General features: G+C 72.8%; 12 protein-coding genes. 5 read left to right on the top strand and 7 right to left on the bottom strand.

What is annotated here, in order from left to right:
• The first annotated feature begins 40 nt into the window (after positions 1-40).
• Positions 41-766, top strand: coding sequence for a response regulator (locus tag OG841_RS43590; protein WP_371569896.1), 726 nt, complete (start codon positions 41-43; stop codon positions 764-766).
• Here the strand turns inward: OG841_RS43590 and OG841_RS43585 are convergent.
• Positions 763-1,215 carry a flavodoxin family protein gene (locus OG841_RS43585; RefSeq protein ID WP_371569895.1) on the bottom strand — a complete coding sequence of 151 codons (453 nt, stop codon included), beginning with the start codon at positions 1,213-1,215 and terminating at the stop codon, positions 763-765. The two genes, OG841_RS43590 and OG841_RS43585, sit on opposite strands and share 4 nt — an antisense overlap.
• A 98-nt stretch (positions 1,216-1,313) precedes the next feature.
• On the opposite strand from OG841_RS43585, the gene OG841_RS43580 reads away from it, so the two are divergent.
• Positions 1,314-1,946 (top strand): class I SAM-dependent methyltransferase, encoded by a 633-nt coding sequence (locus OG841_RS43580; protein ID WP_328636308.1) that lies wholly within the window; start codon positions 1,314-1,316, stop codon positions 1,944-1,946.
• A 41-nt stretch (positions 1,947-1,987) separates the two neighbouring features.
• Here OG841_RS43580 and OG841_RS43575 read toward each other — a convergent pair whose 3' ends face one another.
• Positions 1,988-4,981, bottom strand: coding sequence for a glycosyl hydrolase (locus tag OG841_RS43575; RefSeq protein WP_371569893.1), 2,994 nt, complete (start codon positions 4,979-4,981; stop codon positions 1,988-1,990).
• 75 nt (positions 4,982-5,056) lie between these two features.
• Positions 5,057-7,141 (bottom strand): AfsR/SARP family transcriptional regulator, encoded by a 2,085-nt coding sequence (locus tag OG841_RS43570; protein WP_371569891.1) that lies wholly within the window; start codon positions 7,139-7,141, stop codon positions 5,057-5,059.
• A 120-nt stretch (positions 7,142-7,261) separates the two neighbouring features.
• Between OG841_RS43570 and OG841_RS43565 the strand changes: the two genes are divergently transcribed.
• The gene (locus tag OG841_RS43565; protein WP_371569889.1) at positions 7,262-8,146 is read left to right on the top strand and encodes an alpha/beta fold hydrolase; all 885 of its coding nucleotides are present in this window, start codon (positions 7,262-7,264) and stop codon (positions 8,144-8,146) included.
• Between the two features lie 449 nt (positions 8,147-8,595).
• Here OG841_RS43565 and OG841_RS43560 read toward each other — a convergent pair whose 3' ends face one another.
• Positions 8,596-9,177 carry a histidine phosphatase family protein gene (locus OG841_RS43560; RefSeq protein WP_371569887.1) on the bottom strand — a complete coding sequence of 194 codons (582 nt, stop codon included), beginning with the start codon at positions 9,175-9,177 and terminating at the stop codon, positions 8,596-8,598.
• A gap of 251 nt (positions 9,178-9,428) precedes the next feature.
• Here OG841_RS43560 and OG841_RS43555 point away from each other — a divergent pair, with 251 nt between their 5' ends.
• Both OG841_RS43555 and OG841_RS43550 read left to right on the top strand, forming a co-directional pair.
• Complete coding sequence (locus tag OG841_RS43555; RefSeq protein ID WP_037712826.1) at positions 9,429-9,647, top strand: CbtB domain-containing protein; 219 nt, start codon at positions 9,429-9,431, stop codon at positions 9,645-9,647.
• A 16-nt stretch (positions 9,648-9,663) separates the two neighbouring features.
• Positions 9,664-10,407 carry a CbtA family protein gene (locus OG841_RS43550; protein ID WP_328636314.1) on the top strand — a complete coding sequence of 248 codons (744 nt, stop codon included), beginning with the start codon at positions 9,664-9,666 and terminating at the stop codon, positions 10,405-10,407.
• Between the two features lie 858 nt (positions 10,408-11,265).
• Here OG841_RS43550 and OG841_RS43545 read toward each other — a convergent pair.
• From OG841_RS43545 to OG841_RS43535, 3 genes are all read right to left on the bottom strand, one after another.
• Positions 11,266-11,502, bottom strand: a complete 237-nt coding sequence (locus tag OG841_RS43545; RefSeq protein ID WP_328636316.1) for a hypothetical protein — start codon at positions 11,500-11,502, stop codon at positions 11,266-11,268.
• Positions 11,503-11,754: 252 nt separating this feature from the next.
• Positions 11,755-13,287 carry a helix-turn-helix domain-containing protein gene (locus tag OG841_RS43540; protein ID WP_371569883.1) on the bottom strand — a complete coding sequence of 511 codons (1,533 nt, stop codon included), beginning with the start codon at positions 13,285-13,287 and terminating at the stop codon, positions 11,755-11,757.
• Positions 13,288-13,376: 89 nt separating this feature from the next.
• A complete protein-coding gene (locus OG841_RS43535; protein ID WP_371569882.1) occupies positions 13,377-13,967 on the bottom strand; it encodes a GNAT family N-acetyltransferase in 591 nt (196 codons plus the stop codon).
• Positions 13,968-14,022: the final 55 nt, after the last annotated feature.

Raw genomic sequence — 14,022 nt, 5'->3', positions numbered from 1 at the left:
CCGCTGCGTCGGCGGACTGCACAGGCAAGGAGTGGCTACGTTGGCTGACGGCGTGAACACCGTGCACGACAACAGGCTGCGGGCCGTCATCGCCGACGACCAGGCCCTCGTACGGACCGGGTTCGGGATGATCCTGACCGCGGACGGCATCGAGGTGACGGCGGAGGCGGCGGACGGGGCGGAGGCGGTGGCCGCGGTCCGGCGGACCCGCCCCGATGTCGTCCTCATGGACATCCGGATGCCGGGCATGGACGGCATCGAGGCGACCCGGCGGATCCTCGCCGACGACGCCGCGGGCGAGCTCCGGGTGCTCATCCTGACCACGTACGACCTCGACCACTACGTCTACGCCGCGCTCACCGCCGGGGCCAGTGGCTTCCTCCTCAAGGACGTCACGCCCGAGCATCTGGTGGCCGCCATACGGCTGGTGCGGTCCGGCGACGCCCTGCTGGCGCCCACGATCACACGCCGTCTGATCGAGCGCTTCGCCCGGCGTGAACAGGCCGCTCCCTCGGCCGACCCGCACCGGGACCTGTCCGGACTGACGCCTCGTGAGCTGGAGGTGCTGCGGCTGCTGGCGACGGGGCTCAGCAACGCCGAACTCGCGGAGCGGCTGTTCCTCAGTCCGACGACGGTGAAGACGCACATCGGCCGGATCCTGTCGAAGCTGGAGCTGCGCGACCGTGTCCAGGCGGTGGTCCTCGCCTACGAGAGCGGCCTGATCACACCGGGCGGCACCGCGGAAGGCACCCTCCGCGACCCCTAGGACATCAGTCCTGCCGCGACCGTCCCCCCCAGCTCCCAGCACGCCTCGATGTCGGCCTTGGCCGGTTCGCCGGTGACGGTCACCGGTTCGGCCGCACCGCGCCAGCCGAGACCCGTCGTGATCGACTCGATGCCGCGCAGGGCGCCGGTGACGTCGTTGCCGCCGTGCACGTAGACGCCGAACGGGCGGCCGCGGGTCTCGTCGAGGCAGGGGTAGTAGACCTGGTCGAAGAAGTGCTTGAGGGCTCCGGACATGTACCCGAGGTTGGCCGGGGTGCCCAGCAGGTAGCCGTCCGCCTCCAGCACGTCCGAGGCCGTGGCGGACAGGGCCGCGCGGCGCACGACATGGACGCCCTCGATCTCCGGCGCCGTCGCACCGGAGACGACGGCTTCGAACATCGCCTGGCAGTTGGGCGAGGGCGTGTGATGCACGATCAGCAGGGTGGCCACGGTCGAACCCTGCCCGCCTCGGCTCTCGTCCGCAAGCCGTGCCGGGGGCGGGCACGGCCGGGCTACGATGCCCGGACACCGCGAGGGGGGAGCAGGTCGTGGCAGACCAAGGGCAGCGGGCAGCAGCGGTCTTCGACGCGCTGGGGCTGACGTACGAGAAGGCGTTCGCGCGTTCCGAGACTCACCTGGCGTCCCTGGAGTGGCTGCTCGGGAGGCTCGGCCCCGGCAGCCGGGTCCTGGACGTCGGCAGCGGAACCGGCCGTCCCACGGCGTCGACGCTGGTGGCGGCGGGCCACGAGGTGCTGGGAGTGGATGTCTCGCCCGTCATGGTCGACCTCGCCGCCCGGCAGGTGCCGCAGGCCGTGTTCCGCCACGCGGACATCCGTGAACTGCCGTTGGAGAAGGGCTCCTTCGACGCGGTGTGCGTGTACTTCTCGCTGCTCCAGATGACCCGCGCGGAGCAGTCGGAGGTGCTGGGGCGGCTGGCGCGGGCTCTGCGGCCGGGCGGGAGCCTGGTGCTCGCCACCGTGCCCGTGGACGTGGAGGACCTGGCGGTCGAGTTCATGGGCCAGCCGGTCCGGGCCACGAGTTTCGCCGCGGAGGACATGCTGGCCGTGGTGCGCGACGCGGGTCTGGCCGTGGAGCACGAGCAGGCCGTGGAGTTCACCCCGGACCATCCCGACGGCGCTACCGAACCGCATCTGTTCCTGTACTGCGGGCTTCCTACGTAACAAGAGCGCGCCCGGCACGGGACGGGCGCGCCCTTCGTCGGTCAGCGCACGACCGCCTGCACATACGGAACCAGTCTCACCGGCCCCATCAGACCGTGATCCTGGCGGGCGACCCCGCCGAACACCGTGGGCTGAGCGACCCTGAGCCGGTTGATGAGCGGGGTAGCCACCTCGATCTCGAGCGTGTTCGCACCGCGCCGCAGGAAGGGGCCGAGGTCCACGACGGGGTGGAGCCGGTCGGCCGCGGGCAGGCGCCTGCCGTTGACGCTCACCCGGAAGGTGTCGCTGACCTGCCCGAGCTCCAACTCGGCGCCGTGGGACGACGTCCAGTCGGCCGGCAGAGTGACCGTGGTGCGGTACCGGCCGATGCCCGCGGAGTCGGCCAGCTCGGGGATCTGCGACCAGGGCCTCAGCGTCTCGAGGGTGACGCCGCGCCGGACGTGTTCGGTCCGGGTGGCGTCCGAGCCCGGGTACCAGTCCTCGACCTCCAGCTCCCAGCGGGCCGGCGTGATCGGCGCGGGCACGGCGGGGATCCTGGTGGTGGCGGTACGGCCCCGGGGCAGGCGTGTGGTCCAGGTACCGGCGGTGCGGGCACGCAGGGTCAGCCCCCGCTCGGTGAACAGCACCGCGTCGGCGTCGGTGGCCTCGGCGTGCGCACTGGTGCCATGCCGGTCGCCGAACAGCCCCGGCCGGCCCAGGGCGACGATCGTGGTCTGCCCCGGCTGGAGCGTGACCCGCAGGGTGATGTCGGCCCCGTCGTCGGTGTAGCGCGCGAGCCGGACCGCCTCGCCCGTCCAGGGATCGAGCAGATACGGCACGGTCTGGCCGCCGTGGGTGCGGCGCAGGGTGACGTCGTGGTCGATCGCGGCCACGGGCGGCTTGACCGTCTCGGCGTGCTTGCCGTTGCACAGGTAGTAGAAGTCCGCGTCGGCGGTGACCCGGTGGGCGTTGAGGAGCGTGGACGCGGTGGCGTGCCGGACGTCGGCGCCCACCCCGAGCCCGGCGAGGGCGTCGCCGACCGCGGCCTTGTCGGTGACGCGGACGACGTGGGGCAGCGTGAGCAGCCGGCCGAGGAGGTCGCGCAGCCGGTCCGTCTCCCCCTGGTCCGGGACGCCGGGAGTCAGCGCCTGGTCGAAGGCTCCGAACAGGACCACGGGAAGTCCCGCCTCGGCCAGGGCGAGGATCTTGCGGGCGTCCTCGACGGCGAGCGTGGGGGTGGAGCCGTAGAAGAAGTCGCCCTCGACGAACAGGGCCTTGTAGGCGGGGCCGTCGGGGGCGAGCCGGCCGTCCGAGACGGTGGCGGAGGGCAGGTCGAGGAGGGGTCCGCTGAGGAACTGATGGGTCCAGCCGAGCGGGACGCCGGTCGCCGTGAACCAGGAGGCGCCGATTCCGGTGGCGGTGTAGCCGGTCTGCCGGAACACGGCGACGTCCGCTCTCGCGGTCCCGCTCTGCAGCACCTGGTGGACCCGGCCCAGGTATCCGGAGATGTCCTCGACGTGCCGCCAGGTGGGCTGGCGCGGTCCCCAGGATTCGCCGTAGCCGGCGGTGCCGTTGTACGGGCTGAAGGCGGCGAATCCCGGCCAGTTCACCCCGGGGGCGGTGGCGTAGGAGAAGCCGTGCACGACGGTCTGGTTGACGCCGGCCGCGTAGGCGCCGCCCATGGTGCGCAGGAAGCGGTCCCACGTCGTGCTGTACGCGGATCCGTTGTAGGCGCCCGCCTCACAGGACAGGACGGTCCGTCCCGCCATGTCCCGGCCGCCGGCCAGGCAACGGTAGTCGTCCAGGTTCTTGAAGCCGAGGGACTCGCCCTCGGGGATGTCGAGGATCGCGGCCGAGGCGATGGCGTCCGTCTGGAGGCCGTAGGGCTGCGAGCGCAGGGTCATGCCGAGGGCGTGCGCCCAGTTCCGCAGGGCCGTCAGGTGGTTGCGGTTGAAGAGGCCCGAGACGGTCTCCCAGAAGTCGTGCCGGATCTGGCGGGTGAACTGCGCCTCGAAGGCGAAGACCTGGTTGCTGTTGTCCAGGACGAGGGCGGGCAGGTACGGCAGCAGCGGCCGTCCGGTGTGCTTCTCGAAGGCCTCGGGCAGCAGGGGTGTCCAGGTCAGTCCGTCGCTCTCCAACTCCACGGAGTCCTCGAAGAAGGAGCCGCCCGCGGCTCGCAACAGGCGCCGCACGGAGGGGGTCAGCAGGCGGTCCTGCCAGTAGGAGGTGACCGCTGTGGTGCCGGCCGGGCTGAAGTGGTCGACGGCGTAGGCGGCCGGGGCGGAGTGGGGGCCGGACTCGGGCTGCTGGCCCGAACCACGCACCCAGTAGGAGATGAGCACCCAGTCCCCGCCCTCCGGCGCGGTCCAGGTCAGCGTGCCGTCGGTGACGGTCGCGGTGAGGTCCTGGACGCTCTCCGGGTCGAGTCCGGTCTCCTTGCGGGTCGAGTGGGCGGGCTCGACCCGGGCGGCCTGTACGGCGAGGAGCTGCTGACGGGTCACCCCCGCGGCCGCGGCGTGGACGGGTGGCGGGACGGGCCCCTGGTAGGTGCTCCCACCGGTCAACGGGGCGCGGCCGTGGGCGAGTTCCTTGGCGGCGGCATCATCGTCGGGCGTGAGACCGGGGACGGCCACGGGCCAGCTGGGGCCGAGGGTGAGGTCGACGGTGAGACCACGTCTCGCCGCGCGGCGCAGCGCGGCCTCGACGCCGTCCCGCCAGGGTCTGCTCCCCCAGCCGTGGTGCGCGGTGTCCAGGACCGACTTGTCCTTGATGCTGTGGTGGACGGCGGCGATCTCCACACCGCCGAAGCCCGCGTCCGCGATCTGGTCGATCTCGCGGGCGATCTCGTCCGGGTCCACGAGACCGTCCGGCCACCACCAGCGGAACCGGGGCCGCACCGAGCGGGCCGGGGCCGCGAACCAGTCTGCGGCGCCTCCCGCCCCCGCCACCGCCGATGAGGCCCCCACCCCGAGCGCCAGGGCGGCGCCCGCGGTCAGTCCGGCGGCCAGGACCGCGCGTCGGGACATGCCGTCGCGCTGCGGGTTGGCTTCATGCATGTGGGCGCCCCAAAGTATTGAATCGTTTCAATCACCGGCAAACGCCGGAACGTTAAGCCGCCGCTCCAGCCAAGGTCAAGAGGCGTGCGGTGCGAGCGCAGCGGCGAGCGCGTCCAGGTGGGCCGCGACAGGACCGGCGGTGAGCAATCCGCTTGCGGCGCCCGCGAGTTCACCCCTGGCGGGTTCGAGCGCACGCTGGGCACGCCGCATCAGCGGACGGTCGTCCACCTGGATCGCCGCGCGGGCGAGAAGGCTCCACAGGGCCTCGTACAGGAGGTCCCCGGGCGGAGAGGGCACGGAAGCCAACAGGCGTACGGCGTCCTGGTCGCGCCCTTCGGCGAGCAGCGTCAGGGGGCGCGCCCATGGCTCGTAGGGGCCCCAGTCGGTGTGCGGGTCGGCGGTCACGGGAAGTCCGTGGTGCAGCCGGAGGCACAGCAGGGCCAGGGGCAGCAACCCCCGCTCCAGGCCGGGCATTCCGGCGCCCTCGAGGGACGTGGCGGCGGCCCGGTACGCGGACTCGCCGACCTGCGGGGGCTCCGTCGTCGCGGTACGCAGGGCGCGATGCCATGTGGTGAAGACGGCGACGAGAGGCAGTTCGTGCCGTTCGGCGAGTGCGTCGGCGGCGTCCGCGTGCCGGTCGGCCGCCGTGAAGTCGGCGGTGGCGCAGTGTGCTTGAAGCCGGATCAGGTGGCCGAGGACCTCGTAGGTGAACAGGCCGTGCCGAGCGGCCACTTCGGTGATCTCCGCGCCGATCTCGTCCCGCCGGGCGGCGAGTCCGGCTCGTTCGAAGGTCTGCATGAACAGGCCGTTGAGGGCGAAGACGAGCAGGTTGGCGTCCTTGAGTCGGCGTGCGCTCTCCACGGCCTGGTGGGCCGCCTGGAGCGCGCGTGTCCCCTCGGGAAGCGTGCCGCGGGACTCCACCGCCACGGTGGCCAGGAGCCGCGCCCTTGCCGCCTCGGACGTGCCCGGCTGCAGGAGGAGCAGGGTGCGTTCCGCCGCACCCACCAGCCGGTCGGCCTGGGCCGGGTCGTCGGAACGGGTCCAGACTGCGGGGACGTCGTAGACGCCGATGACACGTGCCGTCAGCTCCGGATCGCCCAGCTGCTCCGCCGCCGCCACGGCCGCCGCGCGGTGCCGCCGCGCCGCTTCCAGGCCGCCGCCCCCGGTGACGGCGAGGTCGCGCATCAACCCCGCGGTCGACTCCAGACGGGTGCGTGCCCGCTGGGGCACCATGCTCGCGTACGACGCGGAGGCCTGCTCCCAGACCTGCGCGGCCGGGTCCGAGGGGCCCGGGTCCGAGGGGCCTGGGTCCGAGGGGCCCGGGTCCGAGGGGCCTGGGTCCGAGGGGCCCGGGTCCGAGGGGCCTGGGTCCGAGGGGCCCGGGTCCGAGGGGCCTGGGTCCAGGTGGTCGGCGTGTCGCAGGATGTCCTGCTCGGTGCGGCTCAGCCGGGGGCCCGGCTCCACACCGAGGTGCTCGCGCAGCAGCTGTCGGGCGCGCCGCAGGACGGACAGGGCGTCGGCCTGGCGTCCGCAGCGGTACAGGGCGAGGGCGAGCAGCTGCCATGCGTCCTCCCGCCAGGGGTGCTCGGCCACATGGGCGTCGAGGTCCGCCGCCGCGTCGGCCGCGGCGCCGAGGGCGAGCAGGCTCTCGGCCCGGCGTTGGACGGCGGTCAGCCGGAGCTCGGCGAGCCGGGAGCGTTCCGCGCGCGCCCAGCGTTCCTCGGCGAAGTCGGCGTAGGCGGGTCCGCGCCACAGTTCCAGGGCCTCGGTCAGCCGGGACACCGCCTGCGCGGGAGGCAGGTCCGCCGTGGCGGCGACGGTGTGCTCGAACCGCCGGGCGTCGACGTGGGCGGGTTCGGCCCGCAGCGCGTAGCCGGGGCCTTCGGTGACGAGGAGGCGGGACGGGGTCCGGCGGGGCCGCTCGGGTTCCAGAGCGCGCCGCAGCCCGGCGACGAAGGTCCGGACGGTGCCCACGGCATCCGCCGGCGGGTCCCCCTCCCAGAGGTCCTCCACCAGGCGGGGAACGGGCACGACCCTGCGGCGGGCGATGAGGAGGCGGGCCAGCACCGCACGATGCCTCGGGCCCTTCAGGGCGATCGGCTCCCCGGTCTCGTCCCAGGCCGCCACCGACCCCAGGACCCCGAACTCGACCACACGCACATGCCTCAACGTACACGCGTTCATTCGTTGCTCATTCGCTCCCCGGACCCTGGGTTCATCGGTGCCCGGGCCCGGGCACCGATGCCTCCCACTCGCCGTACGACCGAAGAGAGCCCCGCCGTGAGACCCACCATCGCCGGATTCGAGTACCAGCGCGTGTCCGTCGCCGAGGACGTGTCCCTCCATGTGGCCGTGGGAGGGACCGGCACACCCGTGGTCCTGCTGCACGGCTTCCCGCAGACCCACCTGATGTGGCGCCACGTCGCGGCGGACCTGGCAACCGACCACACCGTGATCTGCCCCGACCTGCGCGGCTACGGCGACAGCGACAAGCCGCGCGAGGACGGCCCCCACACCTACTCCAAGCGGACCATGGCGAACGACATCGTCACCCTGGCACGCCGGCTGGGGCACCCCCGCTTCGCGCTGGCCGGGCACGACCGGGGCGCACTGGTCGCCTTCCGCGCGGGCCTCGACCATCCGGACGCGGTCTCCCACCTGGCCTGTCTGGACGTCCTGCCGACACTCGACATGTGGGACGCCCTGCACGGCACGTCGGCGGCGGTCGCCTTCCACCTCTACCTCATGGCCCAGCCGCCCGGTCTGGCCGAGCGGATGATCTCCGCGAGCGCGGACGCGTTCTTCGGCCACTTCCTCGACGTGTGGGCGAACCGCCCCGACGCGATCCCGGCTCAGGTCCGTGCCGAGTACCTGCGGGCCTGCCGCGAGGCGGTGCCGTCGATCGTCGCCGACTACCGCGCCTCCGCGGGCACAGACGTCGAGCACGACGAGGCCGACCGGACCGCGGAGAACCGGCTGGGCATGCCGGTGACGGTGCTCCAGCAGGACTGGGGAGCCGCGCTCGGCTACGACGCCACCGCCCTGTGGGCGGCCTGGGCCGACGACCTTCGTCATACGACCGTCTCCTGCGGACACTTCATGGCGGAGGAAGCGCCGGCGGACGTGGCGAAGGCCCTGCGCCAGCTCACTCTTCGGGGAGTGTGACCCGTTGCCTCCACATACCCACCCTGGACAACGAGTTGGTGGACGAGGGGCTTGGAGACCGGGGCGGGTGTCTCCGTCTGGCATGACGGCCGTGAAGTGGACGAGCCGATCGCCACGCACTGGAAGGCGTACAGAGTCCACGGCAAGGAGCGGACCACCCTGCGCCAGGTGCTCACCCGCCGGGCGGGCCGGCCCGGAGATACCCGACGGTGTTCCGGACACGGCTTGGACGAACTCCCGGGCGGGGCGGCAGTCGGTGTTCGGGGCCACCAACCTCCTGGGCCCCGAGTTGCACGCCGAGCTCCTCGTCGCCCACGTCACCGGCTTCGACGGGTCTTCGGCACCCAGCTCACCTGGACGCTGAGCTTCGTCCGGTCGCTGCGGCACGGGCACACCTGCGCCTGCCTCACCCGCCGGCTGGACGATCGCCGCGGCCCTCGGTGACGACCTCACCGTGGTGGGCGAGGACCGAGCGGCAGCTCGGCCATCCGCAGATTCCAGCGGCCGTCGCGCCCGGTGAGGTCGACGGTGGACAGCGGAGGCACGTCGATCCTCCAGAACGCCTGGCGCGGTGCCCCCAGCGCGTGCACCACGGCGGCCCGTGCCACGGCCTGTTCGACCACCGCCAGCACGCGTCCCGCGTCGGACGGCAACGCGCCCAGCCAGGCGGCGACGCGGTCGCAGATCTGCTGCACGCTCTCCCCGCCGTGCGGCGCCGCCTCCGGATCGGTGAGCCAACCGGCCAGTCCCGAGGCGTCGGTTGCCGCGATCTCGTCGAGGGTGCGGCCGTACCAGGAACCCATGTCGAGGTCCCGCAGCGCCGGTTGCGCCGTGACGGCCTCCCACCCAAGGGCCTCGGCCGTCCCGGTGCAGCGCCGAGAGGGTGCCGTGTAAACGGTGCCGGCCTGCGGGAGGGTTGCGGCGACGGCCTCCACCCGGCGCAGTGCCCGCTCGTCGAGAGGGGCGTCGGCGAAGCGTACGGCGCGTTCCGTGCGGGCGGCGGCGCACAGGAGGGTGAGCCGGACGGTCATAGGGGCCCTTTCGTCGAGTCGTCGGGGGCGGTTCATCGTAGGTGGCGTACGCCATGTTGGCCGAAGCCCTCATTGCCCCTACCATCTGGGACGACAAGGACGACGGCGCCACGGAAGTCCGGTGCAAGCCCGGCACGGTCGCGCCACTGTGTGCCGCCCCTCGGCCGACGAGGTGGTGGTGAGTCAGACCCATTGCCGTCGTCGAATGCTCCACACGATGCGGGACGCGTTGTTCCCGAGGAGGTCTCGCCATGGCGCAGTCCACTGCCGCCCCCACGCCCACCACCCCTGCGATCACCCCGTTGCCGGTGCGGGCGCTCGTCCCCTGGGCCGTCTTCTTCGGCGTCCTGATGCTCGTCCTGCTGTACTTCGTCGGCGCCGAACAGGGCGCCACCGCACTCGTCTCCGGCGAGGGCGTCCACGAGTGGGTGCACGACGCACGCCACCTGCTCGGCTTCCCCTGCCACTGAGGCGGGGCGGACCACCATGAACTCCACAGTCGTCCGCACCCTGTTGGTGCGCGGCATGCTCGCAGGGCTCGGCGCCGGCGTCCTGGCCTTCGTCTTCGCCTACCTGGTCGGGGAGGGCCCGGTGGACGCGGCCATCGCCTTCGAGGAGGCCGGCTCCCACGAGCACGGCGAGGAACTCGTCAGCCGTTCCGTGCAGTCGACGGCGGGACTCGCCACCGGTGTCCTCGTCTTCGGGGTCGCCATCGGCGGCATCCTGGCGCTGGCGTTCTGCTTCGCGCTGGGCCGGATCGGCCGGTTCGGAGCCCGGGCGACCGCGGGTCTGACCGCGCTCGGCGGCTTCCTCACCGTCTATTTCGTGCCGATCCTCAAGTATCCGGCGAACCCGCCCGCGGTGGGCGACCCGGACACCATCGACAAGCGCACCGCCCTGTTCGTCCTGATGATCGCGCTGAGCGTGCTCCTCGGGATCGGCGCGGTCCTGCTGGGCCGCAGACTGGCTCCGGCCTGGGGCAACTGGAACGCCTCGACCGCGGCCGCCGTGGCCTTCGTCGCCGCGGTGGCGGTGGCGATGGTCGCCCTGCCCGCCGGGGACAACACCCCGAAGGGTTTCCCGGCCACCGATCTGTGGGAGTTCCGCCTGGCCTCCCTCGGCGTCCAAGCCGTGCTGTGGGCGGGATTCGGGCTGCTGTTCGGCTACCTGGCGGAGCGGGTCCTCGAGCCGGAACGGGCTCGCGGCAAGGTGTCGGCGCTGGTCGCCTGACGGTGTGGGTTCCGCCGGGGGCGCGCCCGGCGGAACCCACGACGTGCCCTGCAGCTGCCGTATGGTTCCGCCGAGCTTGTTCCTGGCCTGTCCCAGGTGCTCCGCCTTGGCGCTGACCACCCAGCGCGGGCCCACCAGGTACGTGCCCCCGTAGACACTGGCCGCGTCGAGCCACGCCTCTTTGCACTTCTCCGCGGGGAAGGTGGTGATGCGGTAGTCGGCCTGCCCCGCGTGGCAGAGTCCCTCGCGCAGTTCGTCGGCCTCGATACGGATCTCGGCCTTGCAGCCGGCCGGTCCGGCGATCACCTCGATCCTGGCCGGGGCCACGATGCCGGCCGCGGGCGCAGCCGAACTCCTCGACGGCCGCGGGGCCTTGGCGGTGTCGTCCTCGCCTCCACCGCAGGCCGTGACCAGCGCGAGGCTCCCGACGAGGGTGCCCAGCCGTATCACGGTGATCCGATGGTTGCGTCCTCGTCCCGGCACGAACCTCTCCGTAGCCGGTCGGTGTACGACTCCACCCTGGGGTAGGGAAGATCGGTTACGCCCGTTCAGTCCCTGTGCGCCTGCACGCGAGCCCGAGGGTCGTGCCGATGTCGGCGACGGGCCGATCCCGGGCGTCCTGCGGGACGCGATCCCGGCCGTTCGTACGCGCCGCACGCGGGGGAGACTCCCGGTACGCGGAAACAAGCTTGAGGGCGGATCCTCGCCCACCGCGCAGACCGAGGCGGACGCAGAGGGCCTCGGCGCCGGGCCGCATGACCGGGACCGCAGGTCACGGGATTCCGGACGGCGACGCGATGTCCGCACAGGATGGAAGGGCCGGACACCCGTCTGTCCGGCCCTTCCGCACCTACCGGGTCAGCCGCCGTTCAGCCGGGCGCGCAGGAGCCCCTTGCCGATCTCGGCGCCCTTGCGGCTGTCCGCCTGGGCCTTGCGGAACAGGTCGGCGACCTCGGTGTCCTTGTCGCGTTCCGCGTCCTGGATGTAGCTCTCCAGTCGCAGCGCGTTGCTCAGGCACGCCTCGACATACCAGATGAGGTTGTAGTCCTTGTCCGGCGTGCCGGTCGCGCCGCCGGTCTCCGTGCGGCTGGTCATTCGGACCTCCTCCAGCGGTAGTCGTTCCGGAGGGGACGAGTACCCGTCGTGCGCAGGTCAGTCCACATCGGTGCCGGAAATCCGAACCAACGTCGACGGCGTGGGCGAGGACGGGCGGGAGTCGCGCGGGAACACGTCGCAGGGGGCGCGACCGGTCCCCCGTTCCGGTCGTTCCCCCTGCGGTGCGTCGAACTTACGTGACCTGCGCACCCTTGTGAATCGCGTCGATGCCCGCTGTGCGCGGCACAGGGCTCACCGGTGCACAGGTGCGTCCGGATGGCCCGGATTGTCCCGGAGCAGGACGGGGTGTTCGAGTTCGCCGGTCGCCAGATGGGCCAGAACGACCTCGTAGAGGTCGCTGCCGGAGGCGATCAGTTGGCGTTCGAGAACCGGCTCGGCGCTGCGGACGTGTTCGCGCACGGTCTGCGCGTGCACGGCCAGGGCCTGCGCGGCCCGCTCCGCGTTGCCGCCGGCGGCGATCCAGCTGCGCAGGGTGCGGCGCAGGTCGCGGGCGTCGCCGTCCAGACGTCCCAGCAGCTCCCGCGCCCAGGTCCCCAGCGCGGGTCCGGCCAGCAGGTCGCCGAGCCGGGTGCGGGCCTGCGGGGAGCCGCCGTGATCGCCCTGTCCGTCCGCGAGGCTGACCTGGGTGCTCAGGGCCAGGTGGACGGTCGCGCGGACGGTGAGGTCGGTGAAATCGGTCCGCAGCAGGGACTCGACGCGTTCCATGCGGGCGCGAACGGTGTTGCGGCTGACGCCGAGGACCTTGGCCGCGCTCACAGCGGTGAACTCCAGTCCGAGCCGGGTGGTGGCGAGCAGTTCGGCGCGGGTGTGGTGCGGCAGGTTGTCGAGCGGGCGCAGCAGCCGGGCGGTCCACTCGCGCAGCGCGGCCGGGTCCATCAAGCGTTCGGGGTGGTTGCGCTCGGCGTACACGGCGGCCTTGTCCGGCCGTACCCGCGCCACGGCGAGGGCGCTGACCGCCTGCCCGTAGGCGGTGGCGGTCCGGGCGAGGCTCTGCCGGGAGCTGCCGCCGAGCAGGGTGCCGGGGTTGCGGTCGACGAGTGAGCGCAGGGCCTCGCCCGCCGCGTCCGCGGTGGTCACGATGATCACGTGCTCGTCCATGGCCGGACAGCGCACCACGAGTGCGCGGTCGCCGGTCACGCCGAGGCACTCCTCCACGAGCCGGTCGCGTTCCGCGGCGTCGCCCTCGATGACGTAGACGCGCGCCGTCTCGGTGTCGAGCAGGCCGGGCCAGAGCCCCGCGGCGACGCGACGGGCGGAGACGGTGTCCTCCACCATGAGCAGCTGGAGGATGGCCAGCCGCAGATCGGAGGTGGCCCGCTTCAGGCGCCGCCCGGCCGCGGTCGTCTCGCGGGCGCGCAGCAGAAGCTCGAGGACCTGGACGGTGTGCGTGAGGATGTCGGAGGCGCGCCGGTCGAAGGGGTCCGGGCGGGCCACCGCGAGCACTCCGGCGGACGCCTGGTCCGGCTGCTCGATCCTGACCAGGCGCAGGTGGCCGTCCTCGTCGGCCCAGGCCGCGGAGGCGATGCGTCCGGCCAGGATGTCGGCGACCAGGCTCTCGTCCAGCGGGATGCGCGTTCCGGCGACGAGGGTTCCGGTGTGGTCCTGGAGCGAGGCCGTGCCGTGCAGCGTCTCCGCGAGCCAGGCGACGATCCGGCGGACGTCACGTCCTGTCGGCCGCAGATGGTCGAGGAGTTCCTGCGCCCATGTCGGGGTTCCGGCGTCCGCCGCCCGGCTCCGACCGAGCCCGCCCTCCTGACCTGCCACGTCACCCTTCTCCTCGCCCATCGTCCTGCATGGCATACCGCTCGGGACGTTACCTCACGTGCGGCGGGCGGGAGCTCGGCCTGACGCGGTCAGGTGGGCAGGAGACGTGCGTGGAGGTGCCCGTCGAGCGGAAAGCGGTCCGGTACCGCGGGCAGGAGCGCGGTCAGGGCGTATCCGCACTTCTCAGCCACCCGGCAGGAGGCGGTGTTGTCGGTGCTGTGGAGGAGTTCGAGACGTACGAGTCCGTCCCCTGCGAAGGTGTCGAAGGCCCAGGAGGTCAGCGCGTCCAGGGCACGCGGGGCCACTCCGCTGCCTCGCGCGTGCCCGGCGGTCCAGTACCCGACCTCGGCCGCCGGGCCGTCCCGGGCAAGGCGTTTCAGGACGGCGTGGCCCACGAGCCGTCCGTCGGCGGCTGGATCACCGTCGCGCCCGTGCCCCTGTCGTGCCTCGACGACGGCGAAGGCGAACCGGTCACCCTCCAGCCACCCCCGCTGCTGCGTCCGCACCCACCGCACGGCACCCGCCTCATCGTCCACGACGGACCCGATCCAGCGGCGCAGAGCCTCGTCCCGGTGAAGGACGGCCAGTTCCGGGGCGTCCGCGGGGCACCACGGGCGCAGTGTCAGGGCAAGACCCCTGGCGGTGGCGGGCGCGTGCAGCCGTACGGCGGTCCGGTCCATGGTCGGAGCGTAGGTGATCGGCACGACCGGCTTCGCCGGGGGCCGGAGATGCGAC

It is taken from the genome of Streptomyces canus (assembly GCF_041435015.1).
Lineage (GTDB): Bacteria > Actinomycetota > Actinomycetes > Streptomycetales > Streptomycetaceae > Streptomyces > Streptomyces canus_G.
Note: the sequence above shows the minus strand (reverse complement) of the source record. Positions and strands in the feature narration are given on the sequence as shown.